The organism is Exiguobacterium sp. SH3S1 (genome assembly GCF_004337105.1).
Lineage (GTDB): Bacteria > Bacillota > Bacilli > Exiguobacteriales > Exiguobacteriaceae > Exiguobacterium > Exiguobacterium aurantiacum_A.
The window spans coordinates 41214-58803 of record NZ_SJUW01000004.1 but is presented as its reverse complement, the minus strand read 5'-3'; the positions used below and the strand labels follow the sequence as shown (position 1 = coordinate 58803).

General features: G+C 55.9%; 15 protein-coding genes. 11 read left to right on the top strand and 4 right to left on the bottom strand.

Translation table 11 applies throughout. The features are described 5' to 3' along the window. Nucleotides 1–23: 23 nt before the first annotated feature. Nucleotides 24–839 (top strand): ZIP family metal transporter, encoded by an 816-nt coding sequence (locus EVJ26_RS06000; protein ID WP_131456547.1) that lies wholly within the window; start codon nucleotides 24–26, stop codon nucleotides 837–839. A 51-nt stretch (nucleotides 840–890) separates the two neighbouring features. Here the strand turns inward: EVJ26_RS06000 and pruA are convergent, their stop codons facing one another. Then, nucleotides 891–2435 carry an L-glutamate gamma-semialdehyde dehydrogenase gene (pruA, locus tag EVJ26_RS05995; RefSeq protein ID WP_131470068.1) on the bottom strand — a complete coding sequence of 515 codons (1545 nt, stop codon included), beginning with the start codon at nucleotides 2433–2435 and terminating at the stop codon, nucleotides 891–893. 170 nt (nucleotides 2436–2605) lie between these two features. On the opposite strand from pruA, the gene EVJ26_RS05990 reads away from it, so the two are divergent. The 3 genes from EVJ26_RS05990 (at nucleotide 2606) to EVJ26_RS05980 (ending at nucleotide 5475) form a co-directional block, all read left to right on the top strand. Then, nucleotides 2606–3409 carry a hypothetical protein gene (locus EVJ26_RS05990; protein WP_131469209.1) on the top strand — a complete coding sequence of 268 codons (804 nt, stop codon included), beginning with the start codon at nucleotides 2606–2608 and terminating at the stop codon, nucleotides 3407–3409. A gap of 12 nt (nucleotides 3410–3421) precedes the next feature. Then, the gene (gene bcp, locus EVJ26_RS05985; protein ID WP_071398073.1) at nucleotides 3422–3859 is read left to right on the top strand and encodes a thioredoxin-dependent thiol peroxidase; all 438 of its coding nucleotides are present in this window, start codon (nucleotides 3422–3424) and stop codon (nucleotides 3857–3859) included. A gap of 239 nt (nucleotides 3860–4098) precedes the next feature. Then, nucleotides 4099–5475 (top strand): alanine/glycine:cation symporter family protein, encoded by a 1377-nt coding sequence (locus EVJ26_RS05980; RefSeq protein ID WP_131470067.1) that lies wholly within the window; start codon nucleotides 4099–4101, stop codon nucleotides 5473–5475. 37 nt (nucleotides 5476–5512) lie between these two features. Here EVJ26_RS05980 and EVJ26_RS05975 read toward each other — a convergent pair whose 3' ends face one another. Further along, a complete protein-coding gene (locus tag EVJ26_RS05975; RefSeq protein WP_131470066.1) occupies nucleotides 5513–7216 on the bottom strand; it encodes a methyl-accepting chemotaxis protein in 1704 nt (567 codons plus the stop codon). Between the two features lie 215 nt (nucleotides 7217–7431). Between EVJ26_RS05975 and gatC the strand changes: the two genes are divergently transcribed. From gatC to rlmD, 5 genes are all read left to right on the top strand, one after another. Next, the gene (gene gatC / locus EVJ26_RS05970) at nucleotides 7432–7722 is read left to right on the top strand and encodes an Asp-tRNA(Asn)/Glu-tRNA(Gln) amidotransferase subunit GatC (protein ID WP_016509877.1); all 291 of its coding nucleotides are present in this window, start codon (nucleotides 7432–7434) and stop codon (nucleotides 7720–7722) included. 11 nt (nucleotides 7723–7733) lie between these two features. Then, a complete protein-coding gene (gene gatA, locus EVJ26_RS05965) occupies nucleotides 7734–9176 on the top strand; it encodes an Asp-tRNA(Asn)/Glu-tRNA(Gln) amidotransferase subunit GatA (protein ID WP_131469203.1) in 1443 nt (480 codons plus the stop codon). 12 nt (nucleotides 9177–9188) lie between these two features. After that, nucleotides 9189–10619, top strand: a complete 1431-nt coding sequence (gene gatB, locus EVJ26_RS05960) for an Asp-tRNA(Asn)/Glu-tRNA(Gln) amidotransferase subunit GatB (RefSeq protein WP_131456559.1) — start codon at nucleotides 9189–9191, stop codon at nucleotides 10617–10619. 62 nt (nucleotides 10620–10681) lie between these two features. Beyond that, entirely contained in the window at nucleotides 10682–11683 is a 1002-nt protein-coding gene (locus tag EVJ26_RS05955) for a diacylglycerol kinase (protein ID WP_070328599.1), read from the top strand. Between the two features lie 95 nt (nucleotides 11684–11778). After that, complete coding sequence (gene rlmD / locus EVJ26_RS05950) at nucleotides 11779–13137, top strand: 23S rRNA (uracil(1939)-C(5))-methyltransferase RlmD (protein WP_131470065.1); 1359 nt, start codon at nucleotides 11779–11781, stop codon at nucleotides 13135–13137. Nucleotides 13138–13275: 138 nt separating this feature from the next. Here the strand turns inward: rlmD and EVJ26_RS05945 are convergent, their stop codons facing one another. Beyond that, a complete protein-coding gene (locus tag EVJ26_RS05945) occupies nucleotides 13276–14235 on the bottom strand; it encodes a DUF5692 family protein (protein ID WP_131456563.1) in 960 nt (319 codons plus the stop codon). A gap of 220 nt (nucleotides 14236–14455) precedes the next feature. Between EVJ26_RS05945 and EVJ26_RS05940 the strand changes: the two genes are divergently transcribed. Further along, nucleotides 14456–15058: a TetR/AcrR family transcriptional regulator gene (locus tag EVJ26_RS05940; RefSeq protein WP_131470064.1), complete on the top strand. Its 603-nt coding sequence runs from the start codon at nucleotides 14456–14458 to the stop codon at nucleotides 15056–15058. A 116-nt stretch (nucleotides 15059–15174) separates the two neighbouring features. On the opposite strand, the gene EVJ26_RS05935 is transcribed toward EVJ26_RS05940, so the two are convergent. After that, nucleotides 15175–16266 (bottom strand): RNA-guided endonuclease TnpB family protein, encoded by a 1092-nt coding sequence (locus EVJ26_RS05935; RefSeq protein WP_131470063.1) that lies wholly within the window; start codon nucleotides 16264–16266, stop codon nucleotides 15175–15177. Nucleotides 16267–16579: 313 nt separating this feature from the next. Between EVJ26_RS05935 and EVJ26_RS05930 the strand changes: the two genes are divergently transcribed. After that, on the top strand, nucleotides 16580–17587 hold the full coding sequence (locus EVJ26_RS05930) for a tRNA dihydrouridine synthase (RefSeq protein ID WP_131456567.1): 1008 nt from the start codon (nucleotides 16580–16582) through the stop codon (nucleotides 17585–17587). Nucleotides 17588–17590 lie beyond the last annotated feature (3 nt).

Here is a 17590-nt window from a genome sequence, read left to right as displayed (position 1 = left end):
AAGCTTAAGGGGAGGCGATGGCGATGTGGGACGGGGTGGCTCAACTGAGTCCGGCCATGCAAGCCTTGCTCGGGACGTTGTTCACATGGGGCATGACGGCGCTCGGGGCGGCTGTCGTGTTCACGACGAAATCGATCAATCAACGGCTGATGGACGGGATGCTCGGATTTGCCGGCGGGGTGATGATTGCCGCCAGTTTTTGGTCGTTGCTCGCGCCGGCGATCGAGATGGCAGGACAGGACGCTTGGCCGGCCTGGTTGCCGGCCACAGTCGGCTTTTTATTGGGCGGATTCTTTTTATGGGGCATCGATCAACTGATTCCGCACTTGCACCCGACTTCCCCGCTCAGTGAGGCGGAAGGAATCGGCCCGTTCAAACGAAAGCGCAGCACGTTGCTCGTCTTAGCGATCACGTTGCACAACATACCGGAAGGGCTAGCGATCGGGGTCGCGTTCGGGGCGGTCGCGGCTGACTTTCCATCGGCCTCGTTGACGGGTGCCATCGCCCTCGCGATCGGGATCGGGATTCAAAACTTTCCAGAAGGCGTGGCGGTGGCGCTGCCGTTAAGGCGGGACGGGATGTCACGACGAAAGAGTTTTTTCTACGGACAGCTGTCGGCCGTCGTCGAGCCGGTCGCCGCCTTATTCGGCGTTTGGGCGGTGTTTGTCATGGAGCCGCTACTGCCGTTCGCATTGAGCTTTGCCGCCGGGGCCATGATTTTTGTCGTCGTCGAAGAAGTCATCCCGGGGTCGCAAGAGAATGGCCATAAGGACTTGGCATCGATCGCCTTGATGCTTGGATTTACCGTCATGATGATTTTAGACGTGGCGTTAGGGTGAGGCCGACACAGAAAAAAGGCACGACGGGCTGTCCCGTCGTGCCTCCCTGGATTAAAACGTCTCTGACGTCGTTTTCGCTTGCATGTGGAGCTGGATGTAATCCGGCCCGCCTGCTTTTGAATCGGTCCCTGACATGTTGAAGCCGCCGAACGGCTGATAGCCGACGATGGCGCCTGTGCAACCACGGTTGAAGTACAAGTTGCCGACATGGAAGTTTTGGCGTGCGTATTCTTGGTTCGAGCGGTCACGCGTCAGCACCGCGCCCGTCAAGCCGTACTCGGTGTTGTTGGCGATGTCGATCGCTTCTTTGAAGTCTTTCGCTTTCGTGAAGGCGACGATCGGCCCGAAGATCTCTTCTTGCATGAGACGTGCTTTCGGTGCCACGTCGGCGACGACCGTCGGCTCGATGAAGTAGCCGGTCGAGTCGTCCGCTTTACCGCCCGTGACGATGCGTCCTTCTTCTTTCGCGACGTCGAAGTACGACGTGATCTTCTTGAACGCGGCCGCATCGATGACCGGTCCCATGAAGTGTTCGTTCTGCTCGGTGTTTCCGACTGACAGTTCGTTCGTCAATTCGACGACGCGGTCGAGCACCGTGTCATACACGCTGTCGACGATGATGGCGCGTGAACAAGCTGAACATTTTTGTCCCGAGAAGCCGAACGACGATTTGACGATCGACTGGGCCGCGAGTTCGAGGTCTGCTGATTCGTCGACGACGATCGTGTCTTTTCCGCCCATCTCGGCGATGACGCGTTTGAGCCAGATTTGGCCATCGTTCAACTTCGAGGCACGCTCGTTGATGCGGAGACCCACGTCGCGTGAACCAGTGAAGCTGATGAAGCGCGTCTTCGGATGGTCGACGAGGTAGTCGCCGACTTCAGCGCCCGGTCCCGGGATGAAGTTGAGGACGCCTTTCGGGAGACCCGCTTCTTCCATGACCTCAACGAATTTCGCCGCGATGATCGGTGTCGTCGAAGCTGGCTTCAAGAGGATCGTGTTACCGGCGACGATGGCCGCGACGGCCGTCCCTGCCATGATCGCGAACGGGAAGTTCCATGGGCTGATAATGATCCCGACCCCGAGTGGGATGTAGTCATAGCGGTTGTACTCGCCCGGGCGACTCTCGACTTTCTTACCAGGTTTGAGTTCGAGCATTTGACGCGCATAGTACTCCATGAAGTCGATCGCTTCCGCCGTGTCCGCGTCCGCTTCATTCCAAGGCTTGCCCGCTTCTTTGACGAGGTAGGCCGAGAACTCGTGCTTCCGTTTACGGACGATGTTCGCCGCTTTGAACAAGACGTCGGCACGGACAGACGGGTCGACGTGACGCCACGTGTCGAACGCTTTGAGCGCTTCTTGCATCGCACGTTCCGCGAGTTCTTGGTTCGCTTTCGAGACGTGTCCGATGACTTCGTCTTTATTGGCCGGGTTGTAAGACGTGATCTTACCTTCCGTCGTCACTTTTTCCCCACCGATCACGAGCGGATAGTCCTGACCAAGCTCCCCGTTCACTTTCTCGATCGCCGCTTGAATCAAGGCAGCGTTCTCTTTGTTTGTAAAGTCTGTGAATGGTTCATGTTTGTATGGAATCATTCTCGTTCCCCCTTAAAGTGATTATGCAGTTAAGCGCTTACGTCTGTATTGTATCGGAATTCTTCATGAAATCCTAGTGAAACAATTTTCCGGAAAAGCGTGTCGTTTCCGCTCTAAATTCAGTCGTGGTAGGATGGTGAAAAGAGATTGATCGAGGAAGGAATGATTGGATGAGAAAATGGATGTTGCCGCTGGCGCTCACACTCATGCTCGGCGCTTGCGGGAATGAAGAGGCAGCACCGGTCGAAGAGACGAAACGACCGCTCCCGGACGAGGTCGAGACAGTGTATGAATCGTATCAACAAGCGCTCCGTGACGGAGACGCCGAGGCGCTCGCGGACATCGACTACGCTGCTGCCCGGACCGACATCCCGGCGACAGGTGCCGTGACGCGTGACCTGACGCCAGGTGACATCGTCGAGAGTTGGGTGAACGAGGACGAGGACGTCGCCTATATCGTCCATGAGATGGAGGATGGTGACGGGAACGAACTGCCGAACCGGCTCGCCAAAGTCGCGATCAAGGAAGGCGACGATTGGTCGCTCGTCGTCACACCAGCCTTGGTCCCGGCTGACGTGATCGGTGAGGTCGGGGAGTTGTTGACGGGGATTGAAGCGAGCGAGTACGGGGTGAACGCTGAAGCGAACGCCCGTCTCGCCGACGTGCCGGAAGATGAGGCCGGACCGATTTACGACCGGGTCAACGCCCAGACGGACTATGTCGCGCTCGAGGCGGACAATAACGTTTTCCTGCTCATGTCAGAGACGCTCACCGTCCCGGAAAACCAAGCGATCATGACCGATTACTTTAAAGCGTACCAGACGTGGTATATCGATAACGAGGCCGCGCTCCGCGATGCGGCCGCGACGGAAGACCCGGTCGACTATCTCGAAGTGCTCGACCCGCTCAAACAAAAACTAGAACAAGCGATCGACGGATATGACGAACAGCTCGTCGACCCGTCGTTCGGATAAGGAGGAAATCAGATGCTAGCACCAACATTTACACTACCGAACCAAAACGGGGACATGGTCGCACTCGAAGACTATCGCGGCCAGAAAGTCGTCCTCTATTTTTACCCGAGAGACGCGACGCCGGGCTGTACGACCGAGGCGTGCGATTTCCGTGACGCCGCACCGAAGATGAGCGGGGCCGTCGTCATCGGCATCTCGGCCGACAGCCAGAAGAAGCATCAAAACTTTATCGAGAAGAACGATTTGCCGTTCGACTTGCTCGTCGACGACACGCATGAAGTGTCAGAGCTATACGGCGTCTGGCAGCTGAAGAAGAATTACGGCAAGGAGTATTACGGCATCGTCCGCTCGACGTTCCTCATCAACGAGGACGGCTATATCGAAGAGGAGTGGCGCAGTGTCAAAGTGAACGGTCACGTCGACGAAGTCGTCGCGGCGCTCGCCAAATAAGCAAGACCCAGCCGATTTCCTGATAGAGGAAGTCGGTTTTTTGCTGAATTGAATCGTTACATTTTTATTTCAAATACTAAAGTTGGAAACAGGATAAAACCGAGCGTTGAACAGATATATTACAAAAACATTACGCAGAATCGGTATGATTTCACCCCGCGTCAACTTGACGAAGTTGAGAATGTTCTGAAAAATATAAACCAGCAGTCAAGCGAATACATACATAGGGGGAACATCACGTGAAGCAGTTTGAAAGTTGGGTGACGAGTCTATCGAACCTCGTCTGGGGACCACACTTGCTCATATTATTGATCGGGACGGGCATCTTCTTGACGTTCCGGCTCGGATTCATCCAAGTGACACGGCTCGGGTTCGGCTTGAAAGAAGCGTTCATCCCGAAAAAGCAGAGTGGGGCGGAAGCCGAAAAACGAAAACGGCAACGTGGGGACATCTCCCACTTCCAAGCGCTCATGACGGCGCTCGCGGCGACGGTCGGTACCGGCAACATGGTCGGGGTCGCGACCGCGATCGTCCTCGGAGGACCGGGTGCGATCGTCTGGATGTGGCTGAGTGGCTTCATCGGCATGGCGACAAAATACGCCGAGGCGATCCTTGCCGTCAAGTATCGTACCGTCGATGAACGGGGCGAGGTTGCCGGCGGCCCGATGTACTATTTAGAACACGGGCTTAAAAAACGTTGGCTCGGCATGACGTTCGCCTTGTTCGCCTCGATCGCCGCGTTCGGCATCGGCAATGGCGTCCAGACGAACTCGATCAGTTTAGCGCTGAACACGTCGTTCGGTGTCCCGATGGTCGCGACCGGTATCATCATGATGGTCCTGACGGGGTTCGTCATCCTCGGTGGCGTCAAATCGATCGGGAAAGTCGTCGGGATTTTCGTCCCGGTCATGATTTTCGCTTACGTCGGGGCCGGGCTCGCCATTTTAGTCATGAACTTCGACTTGATCCCGTCCGCACTCGCGACGATCTTCTCGAGTACGTTCAGTGCCGAAGCAATCGGCGGCGGGGCGCTCGGTGCCGCGATCCGTTACGGGGTCGCGCGCGGCGTATTCTCGAACGAGGCTGGTCTCGGCTCAGCACCAATTGCGGCCGCGGCCGCGAAGACAGATTTCCCGGGACGGCAAGCGCTCATCTCGATGACACAAGTGTTGATCGACACGCTCATCGTCTGTTCGATCACCGGGCTGACGATCGTCATGGGCGGTCAGTATACGGAAGGGCTGCAAGGCATCGAGCTGACGCAAGCGTCGTTTGCTTACTTCCTCGGCCCGATCGGTGAACTCATCGTCACGATCTCGCTCGTCTTCTTCGCCTTCTCGACCGTGATCGGCTGGTGTTATTACGGGGAACGATCGGTCCATTACCTGCTCGGGGAGCGGGCGATCGTCCCGTACCGGATGGTGTACATTGTCGTCGCCGGACTCGGTGCGATGACGACGAACTTGAACTTGATTTGGGCCGTCTCCGACGTCTTCAACGGTCTGATGGCGATTCCGAACTTGATTGGGCTCTTGTTCTTGTCGGGTGTTGTCGTCGCCGAGACGAAGCGGTTCGAACTTGAGATACGGAAAGAGCGGCAACAGTCGGCCGCATGACAAAAGGACGCATTCCCGAGGGAGTGCGTCCTTTTGTTTACACTTTGAACTGGCCGATCAACTCGCTCAACTCGTCCATCTTCCGTTGCGACGCTTCGGTGACACGGTTCAACTCACTGAACCGGTCGACCGACAGCGTCACTTTCTCGGCGATGTCTTGCGTACCGAGCGCCCCGTTATTGACCGTCACGGCGACGTCTTGAATGACGCCGATCATACCGGACGTCAATTGTTCGAGTTCGATGGCCGCTTCGGCGAATTCAGAGGCTGTCGCCTCAAAGCGCCCGGCGTCTTCGCTGTAGCGTTCGGCCGCGTCTTCGAGCTGGTCGTAATCTTTCAATACGTTCGTATCGAGGAAACCGAGCATCTCGCTCGACGTCTCGTTTAAATGATCGACCGAATGGAGCACGGTCGTCGAGATCGCTTGGATCCGTTCGACGGTCGTCCGGCTCGTCTCGGCCAGTTTACGGATCTCGTCGGCGACGACGGCGAACCCGCGTCCCGCCTCACCGGCCCGTGCCGCTTCGATCGAGGCGTTGAGCGATAACAGGTTCGTCTGCGCCGCGATGTCTAAAATATCGTTCGTGAGCGTCGCAATCTCGCGAACGGCTTTGGCGTCATGCATGGCCCGTTCGAGATTGTGTCGTGTCGAGGACAAGACGTCGATCGCTGACGCTTTCGCTTCGACGGCGTGGGTACGGAGTGCCATGGCCCGGGCGTCGACTTGCTCCGCCTCGACTTTTCGTTCGGCCGCCATCGTTACAATCTGATGGAGCGTCCGTTCCATATCCGACGCGGAGGCGTTCATTTCCTGGGCGCTCGCCGCGGTCTGTTGCATGCCGGCCGTCAAGTCCTCGGTCGTTGCGGCGGTCGTCGTCATATACGTATTAAGCGCTTTCAATTCGTCGTACATGCGAGTGGATTGCTCGGTCACCCCGCGTGAGACGCCGTTCACTTGCAAAATGAGCTGGCGCAGGTTGGCGATGAATTGGTTGAAGTCGCGCGCGAGCCCGGAGAACTCATCACGTCGCTTCACCGGGATCGACGTCGTCAAATCGCCTTGGCTCGTGGCGAGTTCGCGCATTTTCACTTTGAACTCGTTCAATGGTTCGAAAATCGAGCGGAAGATGAACACCATCATGAGTACGGTGAACAGAATAGCGGCGATCATGATGACGATGAGCGTGAGTTGGACTTGTGCAAACAACGCTTCACCAGCCTCGGTGTCAGAACGAATCCCATCACGATTCAAGTTGACGAGGAGGCCGAGCGTATTCGATAACGCGTCGACGCTCGGCGTGGCCGTGTCTCGGATGTAGGAGTCGGCTGCGGCTTGTCCTTCTTCATTCGAGATGCGAATCAATTCCTCAATGTTTGACTGGAACGTCGTCCATTGTGCCGTCGCCTGATCGAACAGTTCACGGTCGGTCTTGTTGATGATCGTCGACTCATAGCCGGTCATCTGTTGTTTTAAAATCGTGACGCCCGTCTCAATGCTGAGCTCGACATTTTGCTTTGTCACCTCGTCCTCGACTAGAGCGTGGCGCATCATGTGCTGACGAATCTCGAGCAACTGCTTGTCGATTTGATGAATTTGGTCCATGCCGGGCACCCAAGAGACGTTCATGTCTTGTTGGGCTGCCTTCGAGGCGTTCAACGCATAGAATGAATAGCCGCTCACACCGAGTAATAAGACTAACAGGACGGTGAAGGCGACGATCAATTTGTTACGGATTGACATAGTGATCCCCCTCAGAAAATGTTTGCTACTCTCTTAGCATAATGAGAATTGCCCGTGTACCGTAGAGCTGTTTTTTGAAACGAGTCAATATTCTAGCGCGATTCCCTAACTTTCAAAAAATGGTCATCTTTGACCGGATTGGATTTTCTTTTTTGTCTTATGGAAAAGTGGTATGATAATGAACGATGTATTGAAAACTGTTGGAGGTGGAACCTTTGGCTCGAATCACTGAAGCTGAAGTTCGGCACGTTGCCGGACTCGCCCGACTTGCGATCACGGAAGATGAAGTGACGCACTTCACGGAGCAATTGACAAAAATCCTCGAGTTCGCCGAGCAACTCGATGAACTCGATACAACGGGCGTCATCCCGACGACCCATGCCCTAGATTTGAAAAACGTAATGCGCAAAGATGAGGTCCGCCCGTCACTTCCTCGCGAGGAAGTCGAACGGATGGCGCCTGATTGGGAGAACGGCCAAGTCCGCGTCCCAGCCGTCTTTGAGTAAGGAGGCCCTTCATGACACTATTCGATCACGGTGTAGCCAAGCTACATACCTTATTAAAAGAAGGTGAGGTCACGGTAACGGACCTCGTCAAAGAATCATTTGACCGCATCGAGGCGACCGATGACAAAATCGGTGCTTTTCTCACGTTGAACGAGGACGCGTTCGAGCAAGCGAAACGGATGGACGACCTCGCCAAGACAGCGGACAACCCGCTCTTCGGGTTGCCGATCGGCGTCAAAGACAACATCGTCACGAAAGGGACACGCACGACGTGTGCCTCGAAGTTCCTTGAGAACTTCGTCCCGGCCCATGACGCGACGGTCGTCGAGCGTCTTCACGACGCCGGTGCCGTCACGATCGGGAAGTTGAACATGGACGAGTTCGCGATGGGTTCATCGAACGAGAACTCGGCGTTCAAAGTCGTCCGTAACCCGTGGGACACGACGCGCGTACCAGGCGGCTCGTCAGGCGGTTCGGCCGCGACGGTTGCAGCCGGACAAGTACTGTTCAGCCTCGGTTCGGATACGGGTGGCTCGATTCGCCAACCGGCGGCCTACTGTGGCGTCGTCGGGATGAAACCGACGTACGGCCTCGTCTCACGTTACGGCCTCGTCGCCTTCGCCTCGTCACTCGACCAGATCGGTCCGCTCACGCGCTCGGTCGAAGACAACGCCTATTTGTTGAACGTCATCTCAGGTCATTGCGACATGGACTCGACATCGGCGACAGTCGACCTTCCGGACTATACGACATCACTTCATGGCGACATTAAAGGCATGAAGTTCGCCCTGCCGCAAGAGTTCATGGCAGAAGGCGTATCAGACGGTGTCCGCAAACAGATCGAACAAGCGGTCGAGACGCTCAAGTCGCTCGGTGCGACCGTTGAGACGGTATCGCTCCCGACCGTGAAATACGCGCTCCCGACTTACTACTTACTCGCTTCATCTGAGGCGTCTTCGAACCTCGCCCGTTTCGACGGCATCCGTTACGGACGTCGCGCCGAGGCCGATGCGCTCGAAGAAGTGTTCACGTATTCACGCGAGCAAGGGTTCGGCGAAGAAGTGAAACGCCGCATCATGCTCGGGACGTACGCGTTAAGCTCAGGTTATTACGATGCGTTCTACAAGAAGTCACAACAGGTGCGTACACTCATGAAGCAAGACTTCGCGCGCGTGTTCGAGAACTATGACGCGATCATCGGACCGACGGCGCCGACGACGGCGTTCAAGCTCGGCGAACAACTCGAAGATCCGCTCACAATGTACGCCAACGACATTATGACAATCCCGGTCAACTTGGCTGGCGTACCAGCCATCTCGGTGCCGGCCGGTCTCTCAGACGGCCTCCCGGTCGGTCTGCAGATCATCGGGAACCACTTCAGCGAACCAACACTCTACCGCGTGGCCCATGCTTTTGAACAAGCAAACGGCGGTTTCAAAATGCCACAGCTCTAAGGAGGACGTACGATGAACTTTGAAACGATCATCGGGATCGAGGTGCACGCCGAGCTGAGCACGAAGTCGAAGATTTGGTGTGGCTGCTCGCGCACGTACGGTGCCGAAACGAATACGCAAACGTGTCCGATCTGTCTCGGACACCCGGGCGTTTTGCCGAAATTGAACGAAGAGGCGGTCAACCTCGCCATCAAGGCCGCGATGGCACTCAACTGTGAAATCGCGACCGATACGAAGTTCGACCGCAAAAACTATTTCTATCCGGATACGCCGAAAGCGTACCAGATCTCGCAGTTCGACCAACCGATCGGCTTTAACGGCCACGTCGACGTCGAAGTCGATGGCGAGATGAAACGGTTCCGCATCGAGCGGGTCCATCTCGAGGAAGATGCTGGGAAGATGAACCATACGGGCGAGAAACATTCGGTCGTCGACTTCAACCGGACCGGCTCACCACTCATCGAGATCGTCAGTGAGGCCGACATGCGGTCACCGAAAGACGCGGTCGCTTACCTCGAACGCTTGAAAGAAGTGCTCTCGTTCGCGGGTGTCTCGGACGTCAAGATGGAAGAAGGGTCGCTCCGTTGCGACTGTAACATCTCGGTCCGTCCGTTCGGTCAAGAGCCGTTCGGCACGAAGACGGAGCTCAAAAACTTGAACTCGTTCTCGAACGTCTTGAAGGCGCTCGATTATGAGGAAGAGCGTCATCGTAAACTCCTCATCATGGGCGGCGTCATGCGTCAAGAGACGCTCCGTTTCGATGAGGCGGCGAAGAAGACGATCCTCATGCGTGTCAAGGAAGGGGCGGCCGATTACCGCTACTTCCCAGAGCCGGACCTCGTCCGTCTCGAGATCGACGAGGAATGGAAGGAACGCATTCGCAAGACGCTTCCGGAACTTCCGGTCGAACGTCGCGAACGTTACATGAACAACTATGGCCTGTCGGCTTATGACGCCAAGGCGCTCACGTCGACGCGCGAGTTCTCGGACTTCTTTGAAGCGACGACAGCGGCCGGTGCCGAACCGAAAGCTGCCGCGAACTGGCTCATGGGCGAAGTGCTCGGCCACTTGAACAAGTCGAACGAGACGGTCGAAACGATGAAGTTGACGCCGAGCTCGCTCGCGGAGTTGATTCGTTTGATCGGAGAAGGTACAATTTCTTCGAAGATCGCGAAACGCGTGTTCACGGCCATGATCGAGGAAGGCGCCGAACCGAAGGCGTACGTCGAAGCGAACGGTCTCGCCCAAATTTCGGACGAGAACTTACTGCGCGGCTACATCCTCGACTTATTCGAAGCGCATCCGCAGATGATCGAAGACTTTAAAAACGGGAAAGACCGTGCCAAAGGCTTCATCATCGGGCAAATCATGAAGCAGACGAAAGGGATGGCGAACCCGGCGCTCCTCGATGGCTTGTTCCACGAAGAGATCGCGAAACGTTAAGCAGCAGCGAGGCACTTGTGTCTCGCTTTTCGCTCGAAATGAGCATAGGGGAGAGAAACGATATGCAACGAAAACGCGCACGGGTCATCTATAACCCGACATCTGGAAAAGAAGTGATCAAACGGGAGCTCCCGTATATCTTGAACCGCCTCGAGGATGCGGGTTATGAGACGTCGACGTACGCGACGAAAGCGATCGGTGACGCGACACTCGAAGCCGAGCGGGCCGCAGCGGCCGAGTTCGACTTGATCGTCGCGGCCGGCGGGGACGGGACGTTGAACGAGGTCATCTCGGGACTCGCTCCGCTCGATGAACGTCCGACGATCGGGCTCATCCCGGTCGGAACGACGAACGATTTCGCCCGGGCGATGCGGATCCCTTTGAGCGTCGTCGGCGCCCTCGACGTCATCTGTGACGGCTTCGAGATGCCGGTCGACCTCGGGGAGATCGAAGGCGAGGCGGGAGATATCCACTACTTCATCAATATCGCCGGCGGCGGCATCATGACCGAGCTGTCGTACGAAGTGCCGTCGAAGTTGAAGACGGCGCTCGGCCAGCTCGCCTACTACGTCAAAGGGATGGAGAAGCTGCCGCTCATCAAACCGACGTATATCGAGCTCGAGCATGACGAAGGGACGTTCAGCGGGGAAGTGATGATCTTCCTCACGTCGAACTCGAACTCGGTCGGCGGCTTCGAGAAGATCTCGCCACACGCGTCACTCAATGACGGCTTGTTCGACTTGTTCATCTTACGGAAATGTAACTTGTTCGAGTTCATCCACGTCGTCCGCTTGTTGCTCCGGGGTGAGCACTTGTCGAGCCCGCTCGTCGAACACGTCAAGACGGGACACGTCAAGATGAAGACGACGACGGAACGGATGAGTCTCAACATCGACGGCGAGTACGGCGGCGAATGCACGGGTGAGATGCGGAACTTGTTCCGCCACTTGACGGTGCTCGCACCGAACGCGCGCATCCGCGAGATGGAAGAGTTGAACGCACAATATGAACGCGAACAGATGATCAAGCAATTGTTCAACGTGTCGAATGAGAAAGCAGAATAAGTCGGCTCGGCGTGGCGCTCACGCCGAGCTTTTCATTGGCCTCTGAACGGGTAATGAACCAATACGTACTTCTCGAATCGGGAAAGGAGAGACTCATGCTACCAGTAACTAAAAACGACCGTCTCGACGTCCACATCCATGACCTCACACACGAGGGGGCAGGCGTGGCACGCGTCGACGGTTATACGTTGTTCGTGCCGAACGCGCTCCCGGGTGAGACGGTCGAGATCGTCGTGACGAAGACGAACAAACAGTACGGCTTCGCCCGGCTGATCGAAGTGAAACAAGCGAGCGCGGACCGGGTTGAACCGCCGTGCCCGATCTTTTATCAATGTGGGGGCTGTCAGCTCCAACACTTCAGCTATGAGGGACAACTTCGCCAAAAACGGGACCGCGTCGTCGAGGCGCTCCAGCGGCTCGGCCAGTTTGACGTCCCGGTCCACGAGACGATCGGGATGCCGGAACCGTGGCGTTACCGCAACAAGGCGCAAGTGCCGTTCAAGCAAGAAGGAGATCGTCTCGTCGCCGGGTTCTATCGCCCACGCTCGCACGACATCGTTGAGATGAAGGAATGTCTCATCCAAGACGAGCGGAACGATGAGGCCGTCCAAGTCGTCCGCGACGTGCTCGCGGCGCACGGTGTGCCGGCCTATGACGAGAAGACAGGACGCGGCGTCATCCGCCACGTTATGGCCCGTTACGGCTACCACTCGGGTGAACTGATGATCGTCCTCATCACGAAGACGACAAAAATCAAAGGGGTCAACGAGATCGTCGCCGACATTTTGAAACATCTGCCGGACGTGACGTCGATCATGCAAAACGTCAACCCGGACAAGACGAACGTCATCTTAGGGGCGACGAATAAACTCTTATACGGGCACGAGACGATTGAGGACAAGATCGGCGGACTGACGTTCACGATTTCCCCGCATTCGTTCTTCCAAGTCAACCCGGTCCAGACGGAGAAGCTGTACGGCAAGGCGCTTGAATATGCGCAGTTGACCGGCACGGAACAAGTCGTCGACGCCTATTGCGGTATCGGCACGATCAGCCTGTTCCTTGCCCGAAAAGCAGCGCACGTCTACGGCGTCGAAGTCGTACCGGAAGCGATCGAGGACGCGAAACAGAACGCGCTCGTCAACGAGATCGATAACGTGACGTACGCCTGTGGCGCGGCAGAAGACGTCCTTCCGAAGTGGAAGCAAGACGGCATCGATCCGGACGTCATCGTCGTCGACCCACCGCGTAAAGGCTGTGCCGAGTCGTTCCTCGAGACGATGGTCGAGATGGCACCGAAACGGATCGTCTACGTATCGTGTAACGTCGCGACGCAAGCGCGCGATATGCGTTATCTCGCCGACCGCGGTTACGAATTAGTCGAAGTGACACCGGTCGACATGTTCCCGCATACGGCGCATGTGGAGACGGTGGCGTGGATGGAGAAAATATAAAAAAATCCTTAGATTAGCCGTTTTAAGACGGTTAGTCTAAGGATTTTTTTGATAGTCACTGTGCTACCGATTCAAGAGTGGTGAGCACGTTTGGATCGGGATGAACATGAGGGATGATTACGATTGATTGATTTTCGCTTACAACGCTTTACCGATCGCGGTTTCTCGTCCAGGAACTGCATCTTCACGCAACGCGTTGATTTCTTTGTATTCGTTCGTATCTTTCCACAACTCGTCTTTCAACGGATTGAGTTTGTATTTGACGATGCGCGTCACTTGCCAGACGGCGAGGACGACGTTTAATGCAAGACTGAGCAGCGCGATCGTCCAGTTCGCTGCCGGATTATACGACACGCTCACGTTGAACGTGCTGCCGACGGCGAAGAAGTAAGGGAACGTCATGACCCACATCATCCAAAACGTGAGTGTTTGGGCGCGGTTTTGCATCCACGTCCCTTTCGCCCAAAGGAGGACAGGAACCGTCGCGGCGATGTTCAAGGCAAAGCCTGAATAGAATGCATTGCCTGGTGCACATGAATAGACGTAGGCGATATTCCAGATGCCGTAAGCAACAATCCAAAGCTTCGTCTGATCTGGCCAGAGCATGTCTTTTTTCTTGCCGGATGTCGCGAAGATGCCGACCCAACCACAGATGAGTAGCAAGTTCAGGATCCCGGCAACGGCGTTCACGTAGTTCCAACCACCCGAGATGTAATTCATCCCGTCGACCATGCCTTCAAACCCCATAATGCCGACTTGGAATTCTCGAACGACGGCCTCGGCGATATTGAGGGCCAAGATACCCGGCACGAGTATCAAATACCATGGATGTTTTTTGTGATAATCGGTGAAGCGGATGACCATGTAAATCAAGCTTCCGGCGAGAGCGGAATACACTTTCACCCAGTGAAACCATGACGTGATTTCAGGGTCGGCGGTGAAGAACCAAATCGGGGTCAACACGACCGGGACCGCCATGAACATGAGAATGCTGGCTTTTTTGCTAGACCGGACGATTTCATTTAATCCGATCAACAAGCCGAATACGACGAACCACATGACGACATTGTACCAAGGAATGGATTCAAAGAAGAACATACTATAACGCCCCTTTCATTTCTAAAGTATTGGTGACGAAACAACAATGAAAAATATGAGATCGATAAACATACCGAACGTTCGTTATGTTTATGTGAAAAGTGTAACAAACTTTTGGAAGCGTTGTCAATGATGTTCAGGACGTCACAGGTACATGTCATAGAACCGTCAAATCATTATGATATAATTAGTCATTATTACGTGAGGAGCGTCGGAGCACATGATGAACGAAGGGAAACAAAAGATATTAGAGGCGGCGCGAGCGACAATCATCGAGAACGGGATCCAAGGCACGACGCTTCGTGGCATCGCGAAGAAGGCGGGGTTTAGCACGGGCGCCATCTATCACTATTACAGTTCCAAAGAGGCCATTCTTTATGATGTGATGGACGAGGGCTTGAGCGAGATTCGCCGAATCGCGACCGTATCGACCGAAGACAAAAAAGAGGCCCGTGACATCATTCAAGAGATTTTCGACGGGATGCAAGACCGCTTAAAAAAAGATGCGGAGAGTCGACTGCAGTTTTACTTGGCACATGAAGCGATGCTCGGGAACGAGGAGTTACAGAACAAGTTTCGAGAAAAGTACGAGGATTGGATCGACCGGGTGGAGGCGATCTTCGTACGAGCATACGGTGTCAAGCGAGGTCCTTCGACGCGAGCGGTCGCCGCATGGACGATGGCGGCGATCGATGGGATGGTGCTCCAAACGTTGCTACAGACAAATGTTGTCGAGCCGGAACATATGAATCGTGTGCTCGAATACTTGTTGCAAGACGGATTCACGCACTTCTTCAAAATTATTGAGAATGAGGAGCAGTGAACTACTCACCACTTATTTGCTTCGCAACTTGAAGTGGGAGCTTCTTGGGAAGACCGTGCTTTGACCAGCCACGGTTGTGGACCAAGCGCGTCGGGCAGTCCCTGCCCTGGAGTGTTTCAGTCGGCGAGACCCAACAGGTTGAGGCTCGCGTTGACGTCGCGGTCATGGTGCGTGCCGCATACGGCGCATGTCCACTCGCGGACGTGCAGGTCCTTCTTGCCGCCGTTCTCGCCACAGGCCGAACAAACCTGGGTCGAGGCGAACCACGGGTCGGCCTGGATCAGTGTGCGGCCGTGGAACCTGCATTTGTAGGCGAGCTGGCGGACGAACTCGCCCCACCCGGCGTCCCCGATCGATTTTGCCAGGCGGCGGTCCTGCATCATCTCCCTCGGCTTCAGCGTCTCGACCACGACGACTTGGTTCTCGTCGACGATGCGTCGCGACAGCTTGTGGAGGAAGTCGTGCCGTCGGTTCTTGACCTGCTCGTGTTTCTTCGCGAGGACGAGCCGGGCCTTCTCGCGGTTCCTGCTGCCGGGCTTCTTGCGGGAGAGCGCGCGCTGCGCCCGTTTGAGCCGTTCCTCGGCCTCGCGCAGGTTGCGCGGGTTCGCGATCTTCTCCGTCACCATCGCGTCGTTCGTCATGACGGCGAAGTGCCCGAGGCCGAGGTCGATCCCGATCTTGTGCTCGGCCGGGACCCACGGCTCGTCGTCCTTCTCCACGAGGAGCGACACGAAGAACTTGCCCGTCTTCGTCATCGACACGGTCGCCGACCGGATGACGCCGTCGAAGATTCGGTGCTGTGTGAAGCGGATGAACCCGACCTTCGGGAGCCGGACCCGGTTTCCCTCGATGCGGATCGTGCCGTGCTGGTTGTTCGTCGTGTAGGAGGCGCGTGATTTCCGTTTCGACTTGAACACCGGGAAGCCGGCCGTCCCGGCGAAGAACTTTGCGAACGCCGCGTCGAGGTGAAGCTTCGCGTTGGCGAGCGCGAGGCTGTCCGCCTCGGCGAGGAACGGGAACAGGGGCTTGTACGAGGCGGGTGTCGGTGGCTTCCGCTTCGGCCCGCCGCTCGCCTTCGCCTCCTCGTGGAGGGTGATGCGGTCCTCGAGCAGCTTGTTGTAGATAAAGCGGGCGCAGCCGATCGTTCGGACCAGGAACTCGGCCTGTGCCGCGGTCGGGTGGAGCCGGTATTTGTAGCCCTTCAGCATGTCTGCGCCTCCTCTCGGCCGATGATCGTGATGAACGCCTTCCTCATCAGATACCCGCGGCGGGGGAAGGGAAATCTGACGGAATCACGAACTTATGTTCGTCATATCTGTCACAGGGGTGGCCAAGAGGTTTATGTACGGGCGATTCATCTCCCACCTACGCTGGGCTTCGCCCCAGACGCTTAGAGGTGGGAGAATTCTCGCTTAATTATGTTAAAAAATTCGAAAGTATTGTTAGTTGATACATTCCCCCGTCCGTAATAGAATGTATACAGTGATTTTATTGGACTGATTACGAAAGGGAATGATTCTTATGAACGAAAACTTCTGGCGCGACCTTCCGCGTCCATTCTTTATACTTGCCCCGATGGAAGATGTGACCGATGTCGTCTTCCGTCACGTCGTCGCCCATGCCGGCCGACCGGACGTGTTTTTCACCGAGTTCGCCAACTCGGACAGCTACTGCCACCCTGAAGGAAAAGGCAGCCTCCGTGGACGCTTGACGTTCACCGAGGACGAGCAGCCGATCGTCGCCCACATTTGGGGCGACAACCCGGACTACTTCCGCGAGATGAGCATCGGTATGGCCGAGATGGGTTATAAGGGCATCGACATCAACATGGGTTGCCCGGTCCCGAACGTCGCCAAGCGCGGAAAAGGGAGCGGCCTCATCTTGCGTCCCGACGTCGCGGCCGAACTCATCCAAGCGGCAAAAGCCGGTGGCATCCCGGTCAGCGTCAAGACGCGTCTTGGCTTTTCGAAGCTTGACGAGTGGCGCGACTGGTTGACGCACATCTTGAAGCAAGATATCGCCAACTTGTCGATTCACTTGCGGACACGCTCCGAGATGAGTAAAGTCGACGCGCATTGGGAGATGATTCCGGATATCATGAAATTGCGTGACGAGATTGCACCGGATACGCTCATCACGATCAACGGTGATATTCTCGACCGTCAAATGGGTCTCGAGCTCGTCGAGAAGTATGGCGTCGACGGCGTCATGATCGGCCGCGGGATTTTCAAAAACCCATTCGCGTTCGAGAAAGAGCCGCGTGAGCATTCGATGGAAGAACACCTCGATCTGCTTCGTCTCCAACTCGACCTTCAAGACAAGTTCCAAGAAGACGTGCCACGTTCGATCTCGAACTTGCACCGTTTCTTCAAGATTTACGTGAAAGGTTTCCGCGGGGCGAGCGACCTCCGTGTGAAGTTGATGGATACAAAATCGACAGACGAAGTGCGAGCGCTCCTGGACGCGTTCGTCGAGAACTATCACAAAGAAGAAGCGGCGCTCGCCGAGGCGGCGTCGACAGTAGAATGATTT